14 protein-coding genes and 5 pseudogenes are annotated in these 16,093 nt (G+C 69.6%); 10 read left to right on the top strand and 9 right to left on the bottom strand.

Going from position 1 to position 16,093, the window contains the following annotated elements:
* The first annotated feature begins 28 nt into the window (after positions 1-28).
* Positions 29-223, top strand: a complete 195-nt coding sequence (locus ABZ656_RS03140; RefSeq protein ID WP_054228939.1) for a hypothetical protein — start codon at positions 29-31, stop codon at positions 221-223.
* Positions 224-254: 31 nt separating this feature from the next.
* Here ABZ656_RS03140 and ABZ656_RS03135 read toward each other — a convergent pair whose 3' ends face one another.
* The 6 genes from ABZ656_RS03135 to ABZ656_RS03110 form a co-directional block, all read right to left on the bottom strand.
* Entirely contained in the window at positions 255-1,529 is a 1,275-nt protein-coding gene (locus ABZ656_RS03135; protein WP_360263940.1) for a phosphodiester glycosidase family protein, read from the bottom strand.
* A 75-nt stretch (positions 1,530-1,604) separates the two neighbouring features.
* Positions 1,605-1,979 carry a DUF779 domain-containing protein gene (locus ABZ656_RS03130; RefSeq protein WP_101407810.1) on the bottom strand — a complete coding sequence of 125 codons (375 nt, stop codon included), beginning with the start codon at positions 1,977-1,979 and terminating at the stop codon, positions 1,605-1,607.
* A gap of 177 nt (positions 1,980-2,156) precedes the next feature.
* The gene (locus tag ABZ656_RS03125; protein WP_360264043.1) at positions 2,157-3,710 is read right to left on the bottom strand and encodes a protein kinase; all 1,554 of its coding nucleotides are present in this window, start codon (positions 3,708-3,710) and stop codon (positions 2,157-2,159) included.
* Between the two features lie 120 nt (positions 3,711-3,830).
* Positions 3,831-5,300, bottom strand: coding sequence for a DHA2 family efflux MFS transporter permease subunit (locus tag ABZ656_RS03120; protein WP_180362724.1), 1,470 nt, complete (start codon positions 5,298-5,300; stop codon positions 3,831-3,833).
* Positions 5,301-5,320: 20 nt separating this feature from the next.
* On the bottom strand, positions 5,321-6,130 hold the full coding sequence (locus tag ABZ656_RS03115; protein ID WP_360263935.1) for an alpha/beta hydrolase: 810 nt from the start codon (positions 6,128-6,130) through the stop codon (positions 5,321-5,323).
* A 58-nt stretch (positions 6,131-6,188) separates the two neighbouring features.
* Positions 6,189-6,647, bottom strand: a complete 459-nt coding sequence (locus ABZ656_RS03110; RefSeq protein WP_101407806.1) for a cupin domain-containing protein — start codon at positions 6,645-6,647, stop codon at positions 6,189-6,191.
* Positions 6,648-6,771: 124 nt separating this feature from the next.
* Between ABZ656_RS03110 and ABZ656_RS03105 the strand changes: the two genes are divergently transcribed.
* The 4 genes and pseudogenes from ABZ656_RS03105 to ABZ656_RS03090 all read left to right on the top strand — a co-directional run.
* Entirely contained in the window at positions 6,772-7,377 is a 606-nt protein-coding gene (locus ABZ656_RS03105) for a TetR/AcrR family transcriptional regulator (protein WP_101407805.1), read from the top strand.
* A 110-nt stretch (positions 7,378-7,487) separates the two neighbouring features.
* Positions 7,488-8,105 (top strand): hypothetical protein, encoded by a 618-nt coding sequence (locus tag ABZ656_RS03100; protein ID WP_360264040.1) that lies wholly within the window; start codon positions 7,488-7,490, stop codon positions 8,103-8,105.
* 42 nt (positions 8,106-8,147) lie between these two features.
* Positions 8,148-8,720 carry a DUF6529 family protein gene (locus ABZ656_RS03095; protein ID WP_101407804.1) on the top strand — a complete coding sequence of 191 codons (573 nt, stop codon included), beginning with the start codon at positions 8,148-8,150 and terminating at the stop codon, positions 8,718-8,720.
* Positions 8,720-8,910 (top strand): annotated as a pseudogene (locus tag ABZ656_RS03090) (Tn3 family transposase); the annotation flags it as partial. The gene ABZ656_RS03095 and the pseudogene ABZ656_RS03090, both read left to right, overlap by 1 nt.
* 483 nt (positions 8,911-9,393) lie before the next feature.
* Here ABZ656_RS03090 and ABZ656_RS03085 read toward each other — a convergent pair.
* Positions 9,394-10,305, bottom strand: coding sequence for a cytochrome P450 (locus ABZ656_RS03085; protein ID WP_360263930.1), 912 nt, complete (start codon positions 10,303-10,305; stop codon positions 9,394-9,396).
* A 740-nt stretch (positions 10,306-11,045) separates the two neighbouring features.
* On the opposite strand from ABZ656_RS03085, the gene ABZ656_RS03080 reads away from it, so the two are divergent.
* Together ABZ656_RS03080 and ABZ656_RS03075 are read left to right on the top strand one after the other, a co-directional pair.
* Positions 11,046-11,282, top strand: coding sequence for a hypothetical protein (locus ABZ656_RS03080; protein WP_360263927.1), 237 nt, complete (start codon positions 11,046-11,048; stop codon positions 11,280-11,282).
* Between the two features lie 439 nt (positions 11,283-11,721).
* A pseudogene (locus ABZ656_RS03075) lies at positions 11,722-11,985 on the top strand (hypothetical protein); the annotation flags it as partial.
* Positions 11,986-12,013: 28 nt separating this feature from the next.
* Here the strand turns inward: ABZ656_RS03075 and ABZ656_RS03070 are convergent.
* Positions 12,014-12,214: pseudogene (locus tag ABZ656_RS03070) on the bottom strand (transposase); the annotation flags it as partial.
* A gap of 269 nt (positions 12,215-12,483) precedes the next feature.
* Between ABZ656_RS03070 and ABZ656_RS03065 the strand changes: the two are divergent.
* The 3 genes and pseudogenes from ABZ656_RS03065 to ABZ656_RS03055 form a co-directional block, all read left to right on the top strand.
* Positions 12,484-12,731: pseudogene (locus tag ABZ656_RS03065) on the top strand (hypothetical protein); the annotation flags it as partial.
* A gap of 58 nt (positions 12,732-12,789) precedes the next feature.
* On the top strand, positions 12,790-13,875 hold the full coding sequence (locus ABZ656_RS03060) for an S-(hydroxymethyl)mycothiol dehydrogenase (protein WP_101407800.1): 1,086 nt from the start codon (positions 12,790-12,792) through the stop codon (positions 13,873-13,875).
* Between the two features lie 8 nt (positions 13,876-13,883).
* Positions 13,884-14,516: an MBL fold metallo-hydrolase gene (locus tag ABZ656_RS03055; protein WP_360263923.1), complete on the top strand. Its 633-nt coding sequence runs from the start codon at positions 13,884-13,886 to the stop codon at positions 14,514-14,516.
* A 66-nt stretch (positions 14,517-14,582) separates the two neighbouring features.
* Here the strand turns inward: ABZ656_RS03055 and ABZ656_RS03050 are convergent.
* A pseudogene (locus ABZ656_RS03050) lies at positions 14,583-15,996 on the bottom strand (L-serine ammonia-lyase).
* Positions 15,997-16,093: the final 97 nt, after the last annotated feature.

The following is a 16,093-nucleotide window of genomic DNA, read 5'->3' as shown; positions in this document are numbered from 1 at the left end:
GGTGTCGACGTGGCGGAGGAGGTTGACGATGGCCATTTCCATCTCTGTGGTGGTACTGCTCCTGATCCTCGCGGTGGTCTTCCTGCGCAACGGCGCGCTGAAACCCTCGCACGCGGTGGTCTGCGTACTGCTCGGCTTCTATCTGTCGACCACCAGCATGGCGCCGACCATTCAGAACGGGCTCACCGCGACGGCCGACATCGTGAGCAGCCTGCGCCCCTGACGTGCGGGTCCAGGTGCGTGTCAGCCCTGTGTCAGCTGTGTGAGAACACCCCGATGCCGTTGGGGACCGGGCGTTCGGTGCCCCCGGAGGGGTGGTTGAGGACGCTCACCGCGCCCGCTCCCGGCATCCGCGCGACCATGGTCGTGGAGCCGCCCCCATCCAGACCGAACGCGTCGACGGAGCCCAACGTCCGCATGGTGTGCGCCACTTCCGCGATGGTCAGTCCACCGCGGTAGGCGGGCGCGCCGTCGAGGGCGAGCAGAAGCAGGCGCCGCCCCTTGTTGGCGATGCCCACGGCGGTCCGTACGGCCGAGGTGGTGTTGTTCAGACCGGGCAGCGGCTGCCCGTGAGTGACGATCGGATGGCCGCCGATCGCGAAGCGGTACCGGATCCGGCTGCCGCCCGCGACGAGCCAGTGCTGAATGCGGACCGCCTGCCCCTTCGCCAGCTCGCGCAACTGCCGCGCGCCCGCCTCGCGCCCCACCAGCACGGTGGTGCCGGACACGATGGGACCGCTGCCGGGTGTGGTGGCCGCCGACACGACCCGGCCGCGGCGGACCGTCACCTCGTAGGTGTCCGCGCTGCAGGGCGCGGCGCGGTCGATGTCGGTGCCGCAGACGGCCCGCTTCCGGGAGACACCGCCCCAGGCCGAGGTGAACGCGCCGATCGAACCCTGCGGCAGCGCGTACTGGTTGAGCCCACCGAGCGCCCACCGCCCCCGGGAGCTGCGCACGGAACCGTCGAGGGCCAGACTGTCCAGCCGGGCCCGGCCGTCCAGGCCCACACCGAGCACGTCCTTCGTGGTCGTGCCGGGCGGCAGGGCGGGGCCGAAGCGCTGACCGTCCGGGACCGCCGCCTTGAGGATGCGGCTGTTCGCGATCGCCGGACCCACGGTCGCGCCCGTGGCCTCGACCCCCGGATGCTGGGTCTCGGAGATGTCGAAGAAGTCACCGTTGACGCCGGCGACGGCGCCCTGCGCCTCGGCCAGCCGGGAGACGGCCGCCCGGGAGGCCACGGCCGCGGAGTGGAGGAGATCGACCCGCACATGACGGTTGCTCAGATCGACGCTCAGTACGTGTGCGCGTGCCACGCCGTGGGCGGCCGGGACGTCGAACTCCTTGTACGTGATGCCCGAGGCGACGGCCTTGCCGGTGAGGGCCTTCGCGTCCGCGACCGTGCCGTGCCAGGTGTGGGTGCCTTGCACGCCGCTGGCCGGTGCCGCCCCCGCCAGGGCCGCACCGGCCAGCGCGCTCCATGCCGTGAGTACCGTCAGTGCTGTTCTGAGCCGTCCGTCGCGAGGTGTCACGGTGCCCCCTGAGGTCTCGTCAACTGTCCTAGGACTCAGGGGGATTGCAGCAGACCGTGACGACCTCCGCAGGGCCTAGGCGTCTACGACGCGGGAACGGATGAGAAAACGCACTCCTTCGGGTGCTTCCAGGGAGAAACCGCTGCCGCGGCCCGCCACGACGTCGACGATCAGTCGCGTGTGGCTCCACAGCTCGTACTGGCTCTTCGACATCCAGAACGTCACCGGCTCGTCGAGCCCCTCGACGTCCAGTTCGGCGAGCAGCACGTCGGAGCCGCCGGTGCGGAACTCGCCCTCCGGGTAGCACATGGGCGCACTGCCGTCGCAGCAGCCGCCGGACTGGTGGAACATCAACGGTCCGTGGACCGCCCGCAGCCGCCGCAGCAACTCGGCGGCCGAGGGCGTCAGCTCGACGCGCGGGGCGGCGTCCGTCGTCTCCTGGTGGTCCATGGCGTGTCCCTACCTTGATGTGCGGAAACGGAAGCCACCGCTCCGCGCGAGGGTCGGTCGGTCCCACCCAGTCAACTCCTGGCTTGGTTGCAGACAGGTTGCACGACGTCGGGGGAGGAGAACCAGGTGGCACGGCGAGGGAAGAGCCACGTGCGCTCGGTGCGCGGCGGCCGCCCGTCAGGGTTGGTGTGTGACGCTCACTTCTACGGTCAGCGTGCCCCTGTTGTCCTCGGAGCAGGACCCGGCGGCGTCGTTGATCCCCAGTTGCAGGGGGCCGTTTTGAGCTGCCCGGAAAGCCAGTTTCCGCCCGACGGTGTGGACGGGGGCGTCCTGACTGTCGGAGAGGCGTGCCAGCAGGGTGCCGAACGGCGCCGCGGGCTTGATCTTGCAGCTCTTCGCCCCGTCCAGTGACTGGTCCGTGAGCGCGTCGTAGCCGGTCGGCCCGGTCACGGGTTTGTTCCGGTAGTCGACCGTCCATTCTCCTGAAACGAACCGTACGGTGACCCGGTCCCCCCGCTGGACGGCCAGTCTGGTCACCGACTGCCAGCCGGTCGTCGACCGGACGACCTGAGTGGTGGTCGTCGTCGTGGCGTCCTTCTTGAGCGGCAGCACCCCGGTGAGGAACAGACCGCCGCTGACGCCCGCCACCAGCACCGCCGTACCGGCCAGTGCCCACCACAGCCGCGTCGGGCCACTCGGGCGGGACGACTGCCGGGGCGGTGGCTTGAGTGACGTGGTGTGCTGGGCCGTCGGTACGGGCTCCCCGGCCGGGACGAGTCGACCCTGGCCGCTGGTCACGGTGTCCGCGTCGGTCAATGCGGCTGAAGGCCGCGGCACCCGCACGGTCGGTGACGGCAGCGGTCCGGCGTCCGCCTCCCCCGCCGCGACGCGCCACAGCGCGGAACGCGCGGTGGCCGCCGAAGGGCGCTCGTCGGGGGACTTGCGCAGCAGTGCCTCGACGACCGGGCGCAGCGGGCCGAGCCGCTCCGACAGGACGGGTTCCTCGTACGCCAGCGCGTGCAGCGTCGCGGGCCGTGCCGGCCTGCGGAACGGGGACTGCCCGCCGCAGACCGTGGCGAGGGTCGCGCCCAGGGACCACAGGTCGGAGGCCGGGCCGACCGGCGATCCCATCACCCGCTCGGGAGCCATGTACTCGAGGGAGCCGATCAGTTCACCGGTGGTCGTCAGGGACTCGCCGTCGTCCAGGGCCGCGATACCGAAGTCGGTGAGGACGGCGTTGCCGTCGCGGCGCAGCAGGACGTTGGCGGGCTTGACATCACGGTGCAGGGTGCCGGCCGCGTGCACGGCCTCCAGCGCGTCGAGCAGTTGCACGCCCAGGGCAGCCGTGTGCTGCGGCGTGAGCGGTCCGCTCTCGGCGATCCCGTGGGCCAGCGAGGGCCCCTCGACGAGTTCCATGACGATCCACAGCCGGTCCTCGGACTCGACCAGGTCGTGGACACCCACCACATGGGGATGCGACACCCGGGCGACCGCGCGCGCCTCACGGACCGCGCGACGCACCCGTATGCGCTGATCCTCGTCGCCCTGGGTGAGGACGTTCAGTTCCTTGGCCGCGACCGGGCGGTCCAGCAGCTGGTCGTGGGCGCGCCAGACCGTGCCCATCCCGCCTCTGCCGAGAACGTCGTGAAGCAGATACCGACCGGCGATCAGCCGCCCTGAGCCGTGTTCCGAACGCGTCGCCGCCTGGTGATCGCCATCTCCGGATATCACGCGCTCTCTCACGTTTCCTTCCCGGTGGACTGGGCGCCCGCCGGCTGTCGTTCGATTGGTCGTTGTTCGTTCGTTCCGTCGTCGTTCGTTCGGGGCCGAGCATAGCGGAGCGCATCGTGGTCACGTGTCGTCAACTCGGGTGCGGCAAAGGGCCTTTGACGACCGATGTTCTACGGGGCGGGAGTCCTGGAGATCGCGCGTTCGGACGCGTTCGGACGGATCGTTCCCTTCGGCCGTGCGGGCCGCCCAGGGGCCGGTGGTCAGGATGCCCAGGGCGAGGATGGCCAGACCGCAGCCGGCGATGATCCACCAGGCGGCCGGGCGTGCCCCGGCGGCGATCGCGGCGCCGGTCACCGCGATGCCGAGTGCGGCGCCGACCTGGCGGCTGGTCGCGGCGATCGCGGCGGCCACCCCGGCCTGGGCACGTGGCAGGCCCGAGACCGCTGTGTGGGTGATGGGCGCGTTGACGAAGCCGAAGCCCAGTCCGAACAGTGCGTACGCCACGTAGATCAGGATGTCCGAGTGGTCGGCTGACCGGGTGGCGGGGACGGCCAGCAGGCCGCCGGCGGTGATGCCGGCCCCGGCGAGCAGCAGCGGGACACGCGGGCCGCGGCTGCCCACGATCCGCCCGGCCAGTGGCGGGCACACCAGGGACAGCACCGCCATCGGCAACAGGTGTACCCCGGTACTCAGGGCGCTGAGCCCCAACACCTGTTGCAGATAGAGGGAGTTGGCGAAAAGGAAGCCACCGAGCGCGGTGAAGGCGCACACCGCCATCACCGTCGCCCCGCTGAAGGGCACGCTGTGGAAGAGACGCGGGTCGACCAGCGGTTCGTCGCGCCTCCTCTCGTAGGGGACGAGGGCGGCCAGCGCACCGGCCGCGGTGATCAGGCAGGTCACGATGGCGGGGGAGGTCCAACCCCGGCCCGGTGCCTCGATGATGGCGTACGTCAGTGTGCCGAGCGCGGTGATCACCAGCAGTTGCCCCACCGGGTCCAGCCTGCGGGGCCGTGGCGCGCGTGACTCCGGGACGAACAGGGCCGTGAGCAGGAGCGCGGCCAGCCCGATCGGCACGTTCAGCCAGAACACCGACCGCCACCCGGCCGTCTGCACCAGTACGCCGCCGAGGATCGGACCGGCCGCCATGCTGATGCCCACCACCCCGCCCCACACGCCGATGGCCCTTGCCCGCTCCCGCGGCCCGGGGAAGGCGTTGGCGAGGATGGCCATGGCGACCGGGGTGAGCATGCAGCCGCCCACCGCCTGCGCCATGCGGAAGACGATCAGCCAGTCCAGCGACGGTGCCACGCTGCACAGCGCCGATCCGCCGGTGAACCACACGAGCCCGAGGAGGAAGACACGTCGTCTTCCGACGCGGTCGGCCGTGGAGCCGGCCAGGATGAGCAGCGAGGCCAGCACGATGGTGTAGGCGTCGAGGGTCCACTGCAGGCCCGACACGGAGCTGTGCAGGTCTTCCTGTATCGAGGGCAGGGCGACGTTGAGGATCGTGGTGTCGAGGCTGACCAGCAGCACGCTCAGGCAGCAGACGGCCAGGACCAGCAAAGGTCTGCTGCGGTCGGGTTGAGACACGTCGGCCGCCCTTTCCGGGGTCAGTGCCGCGGCCGGTCGGTGGTGTGGGCCTCGGCGAAGTCCCAGAGCACCGGGAGGAATTCCTCGGGCGTCTCGGTCTGGGGCATGTGGCCGGTGCCTTCCAGCAGACGGAACTCCGCTTCGGGGATGGCCTGCGCGTACGCGCGTCCGTAGTCGGCGTCCACGACCTGGTCGCTTGCGCCCCATGCGACCAGGGTCGGGTGGGTGACCTTGGCGAGGCGGTCGGGCAGGGTGGAGTCGGTCATGGCGTGCGGGCCCGAATAGATCTGCAGGGTGGCACGGTTGGCGGCCATGACCGCGCGCTGCGCCTCGGTCAGTGCGCTGGGGTCGAAGCGGAACTTCGAGGGGTCGTGGAAGGACAGTCGGGACAGCTCGACGGGCGTCAAGGAGAAGGTGTCGGCTATCGGGTGGCCGGGGACGGGGATGCCGACGGCGTTGACGAGGGTGATGCTGCTGATGCGAGGGCTGCCCAGGGTCGCGAGTTCGGCGGCGATCCAGCCGCCGATCGAGTTGCCGACAACGGCGACGTCCCGCAGGTCGAGAGCGTCGAGCAGTTGGGCGTAGACCTGGGCCAGGGTCGTGACGTCGGTCAGCCACTCGGGGCGGGCAGTGCCGTCGAAGCCGGGGTGGACGGGCGTGAACACCCTGGCCGGACGCTGCTCGGCCAGCAGGCCGGCGAACGGGGTGACGGTCTGCGGGCCGCCGCCTCCGTGCAGCAGCAGGAAGGGGTGCCCCTCCTGCCCGAAGAGGTCGACGGTGATGTCGAGGGTGCCTTGGTCGAGCGTGAGGGTGTGGGTGCTGCGGGTCATTCGGTGCTCCTCGAGTGGGCTGCGTCGAAGGGGAAGTCGAGAGGGAAGGGGGTTGCCGTCACGCGAAATCGGTCGCGGGGACGGTGGCGTAGCGGTTCATCACCGCGACGGTCGACTCCGGGGTCAGCTCCTGGCCACCCGCGATCATGTTCCGCAGGTCGCGGAAGTACTGGACGTACAGGTCGGGCGTGAAGGTGTTGAGCATCACCGCGGGCGTGTCACCGAGGTTGGCGAAGGTGTGCGGGGCGCCGGGCGGGATCATGGCGAGCGTCCCGGCCGGGGCCACGTGGGTCGTCTCCCCGATGGTGAAGTGCACGGTGCCGGAGACGACGTAGAAGCCCTCGTCGTGCTGGGCGTGGCGGTGCTGCGGCGGGCCCTGGGTGTGCGGGGCGATGGTGATCTCTCCGATTCCGAGGCGGTGCCCGGTGGTGCTCCCGTCCTCGAGGATGCGCATCTGTGTGGGGCCCAGCTGGATCGTCTCGCCGTCGTCCGGGCCGACCACGGAAACCGTGCTCATTGCTTCTCCTTCGTGAGAGCTGACTCTCATGAGAGTAGAGAAGTCGAGTGGCGTAATGCAAGTCGACTCTCATGACGAGCGGTGACTGCTAAAATGCGGGTGAGCCAACAGGAGGAGTCCCACAATGACGGCGCAGGCGGGCACCGGCCGCACCAACCAGAAGCAGCGCACGCGGACGGCGATCGTGGCGGCCGCCCGGGATCTCACCGGCACGGGCGCCGAGGTGACCATGCCCGCGATCGCCCGCGCGGCCCTGGTCTCCGAGGCCACCGCCTATCGGTACTTCCCCGACCTGCCGTCGCTGATCAGTGAGGCCCTGGCCGGCGTCTGGCCGCCCCCCGCCGAGGCGCTCGCGCCGGTCGCGGACTCCGCCGACCCCGTCGAGCGCGTCGCCTTCGCCTGCGAGTTCCTCCTTCGCGGCATCCTCGCCCGGCAGGGCTCGGTACGCGCGATGATCGCCGCCACCATTACCCGGCCCGAGACGGTGACCACGCGACCGGGCATTCGCTTCGGACTCATCGACCATGCGCTCCTCCCTTTGGAGGGCACGCTCGGCGCGACGGACCCGGACGCGTTCATCCAGCTCAAGCGGGACCTCGCGGTGGTCGTGAGCGCCGAGTCGCTCTTCACTCTCACAGATCTGTGCGGGCTCGACCCCGACGAGGCCGTCACCAGCGCCGTACGGACCGCGACCACCCTGACCGCGGCCGCGGTGCGCGCGATCGCTTAGTGCCTGGGCCGGGGTTCCCGACGAGGCTGCCGATCGACGGCGTCCACCAGCTCGTCAGGGCACCGATCGTGCTGGTGTGGGACCGGTCTAACACCCATGACTCCTGCACGATGCTGCAGTTGATCGCCGAGCGGGAGCGGCTGACGGTGTTCCTGCTGCCTGCCCACTCGCCCGACCTCGACCCGGTCGAGGGCGTGTGGGCGCACGCACGTCAAAACGCAGTCTGGCCGACCTCGCCGTTGTCGCCCTCGACCGCCTGGAGACGCTCGTCCGCAACCGGCTCAAACGCCTCCTGTACCGGCCCCAGATCCTCGACGGCTTCATCGCCAAAACCGGCCGGCCCTCGACGACTCGACGTCACCCTGACGAGCCGAAGGCAGGTAGGAGGGGACCTCACCAAGGGAGCAGCGACTGCCCGGCCGGACCAGTTGGAGTGGACAGGACCCGAGCACCCGGGGCCAACTGGGAGAAGAGGTCCGCTGTGGTCGTTTCCCGCGGCTGCCTGGATGCGTCGCCCGACACCATGGAGCGCTCATGAAAGGAATGGCCGCGGCGACAGTGCCGGCGGTTTCCGCCACGCCGCTTGCTGCTGCATGCGGCTGTCCCAGCCGGACGATCTCGTCCGCCTGCGTCAGGCCCGCATCTGGAGCGCTGCCGGCGGGCATCCCCGTATACATCGGCTCGGCCGCACCCGGCAGCGCGTTCGACACCACAGTGGTACGTCGTAAACGCGTCCGGCAGCAAGGTCGAACCCGATTGACGGGGGACCGATGACCGGGCACACGGGCGCGCGGATGCGGCGTCCCGGACGAACGGCGGCGGGCTTTTTGGCTGCTTTGCTGCCGGTCGCGGTCGCGGTGGGGGTGTATGCGTTCGGCCGCACGCACACACCCGACTACACCAGCGGCCTGTTCGGGCAGCACGGCGTCGGCGTCGTCGACCTCAAGGCGCGCCTGGGCAGCGCTCTGATGACACTCGCGGTCGTCCAACTGCTGCTCGGGCTGTGGATGTACCGGCGCCTACCGGGAGCGGGGGCCGCGCCGCACCGGGTGAACCCCACACACCGGCTCATCGGCCTCCTTGCCTTTCTGCTCTCGCTGCCCATCTCCTACCACTGCGTCACCGCCTACGGAGTTGAGTTCACGAGCAGCCGAGTGGCGGTGCACTCCATCATGGGCTGCGTCCTGTACGGCGCGTTCGTCGCCAAGGTGCTGGTGGTACACAGCCGCCGACTGCCCGGTTGGGCGCTTCCGGCCGCCGGCGGCGTCCTGGTCACCGCCATCGCCCTGATGTGGTACACAGCCGCCCTGTGGTTCTTCACCGGCTCCGCCCCCGGCTTCTGATGAACCGGCAGCTCACGGTGCAGGAGTTCGGTCACAGGCTCGCCCGGGACGTCTGCCACGGCGGGCGCGGGCAGATCATGCAGGCCTACCGCGAGGGGCAGGAGGACCAGCTCGGTGCGCCGGCCTGGTCCTGAACGCCGCGGTGCCGTGGACGCCCCGCTACCCGGATGCCGCTGTCACCGCTTTGCGGGCGCTGCCCGCCGAACGGCGAGAGCACGAGGTCCTGTACCCCCGCTGCTCCGGACGAGGGCGACGATCAGCGGTGAGGCAGAGCACGGCGGGCAACACCTGCCTCGGCGTGCCTCTCAGCCTGGCGCGCACCGCAGCATGATCGACCAGGGCATGGCATCGTCCTGGAATGGTGAACGGATACGCCTACGCGCTATCGAGCCCGACGACTGGACAGCGTTCACGCGCTACGCCGACGAAGACGGGCGGTGAGGGAGCCGGCTGGATCTATCGCGGTCCGCCGAGAGCGTCGGCTCGGCTTCACCGAGGAAGGGCGCCTGTGGGCCAACGAGTTCGACCAGCGACACGCGATGGGCGAACCATGAGCGGGTCATCCAAGCGTGTGCGGAACGGCACTCGAACTTGATCAACGTTCGCTGTTCGCAGGTGGAGGCGGCCTGTCATCGAAGGCGGAGGCGGCCTGCCACTGAAAGCAGGACTGCCCTCAGCTGCGCAAGGTGGCACGCAGACGCAGGCCGACAGGTGTGAGACCTTCGAAGGTGGTGACCTGGTAGCTGGGTTCCGGTCCGGGCGGCTCGCTCAAGTGGTAGCGACGGGCGGTCTGCGCAGTCAGGAGTGTCAGCATCGCCATGGCCAGAGCGGCTCCCTCGCAGCCGTGCGGCCCGGTACCGAAGGAGAGGAATACCCCGGGTTTGGCCCGCGAGCACGAATCATCGAGCCAGCGCTCGGGTTGGAACTGGTCCGGCTCGGAGTGTTCCCGTGCGTCGCGGTGGGCGGTGTAGGGGCAGACGAGAACGGTGGACCCGGCATCGATGGTGTAGCCGGCGAGCTGAGTCTGTCGCGTGGCGCGCCGGGTCAGTAGCCAGCTCGGGGGGTGCAGTCGGAGCACCTCGCGCACCAGTGCCTGGGTGTATTGCAGGCGGTCGAGGTGGGTGCTGGTCGTGGCGGCCGGATCCGCGGGCAGCAAGGCGGCTTCGGCCGCGACGCGGTCCGCTGCCTGGGGATACCGGGCCAGATAGAGCAGGATCCATCCGGCTGCCCGGGAAGGTGTCTCGAAGGTGGCGACGGTGATTCCGGGGAGAGTGTCGAGGACGGCCTCTTCCGGCAGTAGGCCGTAGCGGGGGGAGGGCCGGAGCATCTGTCCCAGCGTGTCGTCACCGAGCCGGCCCGATGAACGACGCCGGCGGACGATGGGCCGCAGAGCGTTGGTGAAGGCGACTTGCTGCCGTGTGCGGAACCGCCGAGCCGGTGTGGGCATCCAGCGCGGCCATACCCAGCGCGAGGGGCGTACGAGCACCTCCCGGGCCAGGAAGAGCCGTGAGGCAAAGGGCAGCAGGGTGGGGGCGTCTTCGGAGAAGAGGTAGCGCACGCCGATCTCCGCCAGGGCGTGCCTCACCGGGGGCAGGATTTCGACGTCCTGGCCCGTGGGCCACTGCTCAGCGAATCGAGCGGCACTGGGCGCAATCTCACCGATCCGGGCTGCGACCGCCTGCGGGCGCAGTCCTCGCATGCGGGCGGCGTGAGCGCGCGCACGCTCCTCAGGCGTCGGTGCTCCGCCCGACCGCTTCAACGGCGGGAAGAGAGGCGAGGGTGCCTTGGGGAAGTCCTGCGCCTGGCGCAGGACTTCTTCACACGGCCCGGCCCCAGCGGCTACGTAGACACCTGAGTCCAGTTGCCAGACGTCCCCGCACTCGTCAGCGCCACGGCGCGCCACTGCCAGCCGGTCGCGGCTCCAGGCCGCGAAGCTGGTTTCGGGCAGCCGCGGCGGCTCGTTCATTCGGCCCATGAGATCGTCCCTGACACTGGTACCTGTCCAGGCCGATACCGTCGGCAGCGTGGCCGGGAGCCGACGGGCGCCCGGGGGCGCGCGTCGGCAGTGCGGTCAAACCCGGTCGTCCCCGGCGTACCCGTCCCATTCGTGTTCCCCGTACGCACCGTAGTGGCGGGTGAAGGACAGTTTGCCGAGCAGCTTGGCGATCATGATGCACTCCTCTCGCCTGTCTGAGACCTCCCAGCCGAGGGTTCGGCCGAGAAGTTCCCGGCAGCACCAAATGCCGCACAAGCCATCTTGTCACACATGCCACATATGTCACATACCTGCCCGCCAGAACCTTCGGCGGGCGCGGCAGCCACCGGGTGTACTTCAGCCCGACGCCGGTCGATCCGTGCAGGATCTCGACCGGCACGCTGTGCCTTCAGCCGGCGCAGCAGGAGAGCTCGGCGACGTCCGCGGTGACTGGTGAAGGAGTGCCGCCCGAGGCTGTTCTCAGCCTTGAAGAGCACGCCCTTGCGCCGGGGAAGCGCCCCTACGACCTGCGCCACGCCGGCATCTTTCGAATCCCTGCTCAGGTGTGCGCCGAAAAGGGCACCTGACGGGCATCTGCCCTGTTCAGACGCCCTTTTTTAGTGTCTAGAAGAAGCCCGGCTTCTTCGGCGAGCAGGACACCAGGAGGTTCTTGGTCTGCTGGTGGTACACCGGCGTGATGCCTGCCGACCTGCGCAGATGGCGTACGCCAGAGGTTCTGCGTAGTGCTTTGGCCCGCGACTGGTCCGGATCTTGGATTGAGAGAGGAAGCAGGATGGTCTCCAGCCGGAGATGAGGCAGATGGTCCCGGCGTGCGGTGCCTCGGCTGTCATCAACGGCCTTGGCTGATTCGCTGGTTCGGGACCGGAGTGCAGCGCGATGAACAGGCCGGACACGAGGGGGCCGTCTTTGCTGCGGATTTGGTCGGCGAGCATGTCGAACCATGCCACGAGGTCGTCGCGCAGTGTGCCGGTACAGCGTCGTCTTGTCCAGGACGAGGTGCGCTGAGTGCAGACGGGGAGGTCCGCATGCTTGGTCTCTTGGATCCGGCTGTGCACTGCCGCCCGCGCCTTGTCCTCGGCAGCGGTCCCGGCGGCGGTTCGCCCATCTAGGACGGGCTTTCGTTCCGCGGCCGACCGACGGCGCGTTCCGCTGACCGTCGTCGACCTGAGTCGGTCCGACCTTCAGGACCGCCTGAGCAGCGGAATGCTCCTGTTGCGCCCGGATCGGCACGTCGCATGGGCCGCCGACGCGGCACCCACTGATCCGGGGAGCGTTCTGGACCGCGTCAGAAGTGGGCCAGGGCCTGCCGGTTGCCGTCCTCTCCCAGCCGCGCGGCCATCGGTTCCACCGACTTGCGCCGCCCGTCCAGCAGCAGGCCACGCAGGCAGACCCTTCCCCACTGACGCTGATCTGCCCGCGAAAACGGCTCGAACTGACCAGGCGCTACCAGGGCCTGTGTCGCGGATCGGGTCGCAGACACGGGGTCTGGCACGCCCATCTGCCGCGTTGTCGTCACTCGCTCACTCCGCCCACGCTCGAAACAACCTCGCGCGGGGGACCCCCATGGCGTCGGCTCTCTCCTCCGCCCTGCAGCTGCGCGCACCAGAACCCGCTCACCTGGATCTATGAGGCGCCGCAGCTTTCCTCCGACCTGATCCGCCGGACAGGCCCTGGCCGAGTTGATCAGCGTCATCGGCCGGGGCGGAACCGCTGAGGCCGAATCAGCCTTCGCCGGGGCTGCTTTCGACGGGTTCTGTTGAGGCACTTGGCCGTACGGCAGTCGCTGAGGGCACGCCGCCGGAGGGCGAGGAGGTCCGCCGTGTCCCGACCGGCGACCCCGGCATGGGCGTGATCCGCCACCTGGATGTGAGCTCCGGCCGCGCGAACAGGTCGCGATCATGCGGGGCGCACGGGTGCCGATGAGGAGCAGGATCCCCCCTGTCCAGTCGGCGTTCTGTGTGTTCGGATCCTTGACCCCTGCCCGGCCCTCCATAATGCTGTGTTGCGACACGTGAGATACGTGCCGTAATAAGCAACATTTGAATCGGGTCTCGTACCAGCTGAGGAGTGGCCATGACTCACCAGGTCCGTGCTGTCGTCGCGCGGGGGAAGGGTGCCCCCGTCAGCCTGGAAACGATCATCGTGCCCGACCCCGGCCCGGGCGAGGCGCTGGTGAAGATCGAGGCCTGCGGGGTCTGTCACACCGATCTGCACTATCGCGAGGGTGGCATCAACGACGACTTCCCGTTCCTGCTGGGCCACGAGGCCGCGGGTGTCGTGGAGTCGGTGGGGGAGGGCGTCACCGACGTCGCTGCGGGTGACTTCGTCATCCTCAACTGGCGTGCCGTGTGCGGGCAGTGCCGGGCCTGTCTGCGTGGACGGCCGCAGTACTGCTTCAACACCCACAACGCGAAGCAGAAGATGACCTTGACCGACGGCACCGAGCTGTCCCCGGCCCTGGGTATCGGCGCGTTCGCGGAGAAGACGCTGGTGGCGGTGGGGCAGTGCACCAAGGTCGACCGGGCGGCATCGGCGGCCGCCGCCGGACTGCTGGGCTGCGGAGTGATGGCGGGCATCGGCGCGGCCATCAACACCGGCAACGTCGGACGCGGTGACAGCGTGGCGGTCATCGGCTGCGGTGGTGTGGGGGACGCGGCGATCGCCGGCGCCCGGCTCGCCGGGGCGGCCACCGTCATCGCGGTCGACATCGATGACCGGAAACTCGAGACTGCGAAGAAGATCGGCGCGACCCACACCGTCAACTCCAAGCAGGGCGATCCGGTGGAGGCCATCCGCGAGCTGACCGGCGGCTTCGGCGCGGACGTCGTCATCGAGGCGGTCGGCCGCCCGGAGACGTACAAGCAGGCCTTCTACGCCCGCGACCTGGCCGGCACTGTTGTCCTCGTCGGCGTACCGACCCCGGAGATGAAGCTCGAACTGCCGCTGCTGGACGTCTTCGGCCGGGGCGGCGCGCTGAAGTCCTCCTGGTACGGCGACTGCCTGCCCTCCCGTGACTTCCCGATGCTCATCGATCTCTACCTGCAGGGCCGACTGGATCTGGACGCCTTCGTCACGGAGACCATCGCACTGGACGACGTCGAGAAGGCCTTCGAGCGGATGCACGGCGGCGACGTACTGCGCTCGGTGGTGGTCTTCTGATGGCCGGCATGGCGGGTGCACGCATCGAACACCTCGTCACCTCGGGGACGTTCTCCCTGGACGGTGGCACCTGGGACGTCGACAACAATGTCTGGATCATCGGTGACGACACCGAGGCCGTCGTCATCGACGCTGCGCACGAGGCCGAGGCGATTGCCGAAGCCCTCGGCGGACGCACGCTGCGGGCCATCGTGTGCACTCACGCCCACGACGACCACATCGACGCAGCCCCCGAACTCGCCGACCGTACCGGTGCTCCGATCCTGCTCCACGGCGACGACCTGCCGCTGTGGAAGCAGACCCACCCGGAGCGGTCACCCGACGGCGAACTGGCCGACGGGCAGGTCGTCACGGTGGCGGGTGTCGAGCTGACCGTGCTGCACACTCCCGGCCACGCCCCCGGCGCGGTGTGCCTGTACGCGCCGGGCCTGCAGGCACTCTTCAGCGGTGACACGCTCTTCGCGGGCGGACCGGGGGCGACGGGAAGGTCGTACAGCCATTTCGGCACGATCGTCGACTCGATCCGGGACCGGCTGCTGACCCTGCCGGGCGACACGGTCGTGCACACCGGTCACGGGGAGACGACCACCATCGCCGCCGAGGCCCCGCATCTTCAGGAATGGATCGACCGCGGATTCTGACCGCTGCCGACCGCGCGGCGGCGGCCTCGTCTCGACATTCGAAGACGCTCAGCACTTGTTGACGTCTCAGCACTCGATGACGTTGACCGCGAGGCCGCCGCGCGAGGTCTCCTTGTGCTGCACCTTCATGTCGGCACCGGTCTCGCGCATCGCCTTGATGACCTTGCCGAGCGAGACCACATGGGTGCCGTCGCCGCGCATCGCCACTCGTGCCGCATTGATCGCCTTGACGGATGCGAGGGCGTTCCGCTCGATGCAGGGGATCTGGGCCAGGCCTCCGACCGGGGCGCAGGTCAGTCCGAGATTGTGCTCCATGCCGATCTCCGCGGTGTTCTCGACCTGCTCCGGCGTGCCGCCGAGCGCCTCGGCGAGACCGGCGGCGGCCATGGAGCAGGCGGATCCGACCTCGTCCTGGCAGCCCACCTCGGACCCGGAGATCGACGCGTTCTCCTTGAACAGCGCCCCCACCGCGCCGGCGGCGAGCAGAAAGCGGACGACTCCGTCCTCGTCGGCCCCGGGAACGAAGCGCGTGTAGTAGTCGCGTGTAGTAGTGCAGTACCGCGGGCACGATCCCGGCCGCACCGTTGGTGGGCTCGGTAACCACGCGACCGCCCGAGGCGTTCTCCTCGTTGACGGCCGGCGCGAAGAGGTTGACCCAGTCCATGATGTGCAGCGGATCCACATCCTGGGAGTCCTCGGCGAGGCAGCGCAGCAGCTGCGGGGCACGGCGGGGCACCTGCAGCCGCCCGGGCAGGGCGGTCTCGGTCCGTGAACAGCCGCGCTCCACGCACTCCTGCATCACCCTCCAGATCCGCAGCAGGCCGGCGCGCACCTCGCTCTCGCTCCGCCGGGACAGCTCGTTGGCGAGCATCACCCTGCTGATCGGCAGGCTGGTCTCGTAGGCGCGCAGCAGCAGTTCGGATGCCGAGCCGAACGGGAGCGGTACCGGAGTGTCGTCGGGCTTGATGCGGTCGGCACCCGTCGCGCTCCCGTCCACCACGAAGCCCCCGCCCACCGAGTAGTACGTGCGCGCCCTCACCTCGCGGTCATCGTGGTCCCGGGCCGTGAGCACCATGCTGGTGGGGTGGAACGGCAGCGTGCGGCGACGGTGCAGTACCAGGTGCTCGCGCTCGCGGAACTCCACCTCTCGGCGGCCCAGCAGCCGCAACCGGCCGGCCTCGTGGATCCGGCGCACTCTGTCGTCCACGGTGTCGGTGTCGACGGTTTCCGGATCCTCGCCTTCGAGGCCGAGGAGTACCGCCTTGCCGCTGCCGCTGCCGCTGCCGCTGCCGCTGCCGTGGCCGTGACCGGTGGCGCCGAGCGATCCGAAGAGTTCTGCCCGGACCGAGGCGGTGCGGGGGAGCGGGCCGTCTTCGTGCAGCCCGGTGACGAAGTGGCGGGCGGCTTTCATGGGCCCGACGGTGTGGGAGCTCGACGGTCCGATGCCCACCTTGAACAGGTCGAAGACGCTGAGCGCCACGCCGGTTCCTTCATGCGGTGGGTTGTCTATGGCGCAAAGCGTTGCGTAAAAAGCAACATTGAACAAGGGGTCGGCCTGTCCTCTGGATGCCTTGACA

The organism is Streptomyces sp. NPDC007095 (genome assembly GCF_040634475.1).
In the GTDB taxonomy this organism is placed as follows: Bacteria; Actinomycetota; Actinomycetes; order Streptomycetales; family Streptomycetaceae; genus Streptomyces.
The sequence above is the reverse complement of the archived record's forward strand: the minus strand, read 5'-3'. Positions and strand labels throughout refer to the sequence as shown.

What these genes read in the sequence shown, in the direction of transcription:
- ABZ656_RS03060 (WP_101407800.1), top strand. Translation starts at nt 12,790, where the DNA reads ATGACTCACCAGGTCCGTGCTGTCGTCGCGCGGGGGAAGGGTGCCCCC.
- ABZ656_RS03130 (WP_101407810.1), bottom strand. Translation starts at nt 1,979, where the DNA reads ATGGACCACCAGGAGACGACGGACGCCGCCCCGCGCGTCGAGCTGACG.
- ABZ656_RS03110 (WP_101407806.1), bottom strand. Translation starts at nt 6,647, where the DNA reads ATGAGCACGGTTTCCGTGGTCGGCCCGGACGACGGCGAGACGATCCAG.
- ABZ656_RS03095 (WP_101407804.1), top strand. Translation starts at nt 8,148, where the DNA reads ATGACCGGGCACACGGGCGCGCGGATGCGGCGTCCCGGACGAACGGCG.
- ABZ656_RS03055 (WP_360263923.1), top strand. Translation starts at nt 13,884, where the DNA reads ATGGCGGGTGCACGCATCGAACACCTCGTCACCTCGGGGACGTTCTCC.
- ABZ656_RS03115 (WP_360263935.1), bottom strand. Translation starts at nt 6,130, where the DNA reads ATGACCCGCAGCACCCACACCCTCACGCTCGACCAAGGCACCCTCGAC.
- ABZ656_RS03105 (WP_101407805.1), top strand. Translation starts at nt 6,772, where the DNA reads ATGACGGCGCAGGCGGGCACCGGCCGCACCAACCAGAAGCAGCGCACG.
- ABZ656_RS03140 (WP_054228939.1), top strand. Translation starts at nt 29, where the DNA reads ATGGCCATTTCCATCTCTGTGGTGGTACTGCTCCTGATCCTCGCGGTG.
- ABZ656_RS03100 (WP_360264040.1), top strand. Translation starts at nt 7,488, where the DNA reads ATGCTGCAGTTGATCGCCGAGCGGGAGCGGCTGACGGTGTTCCTGCTG.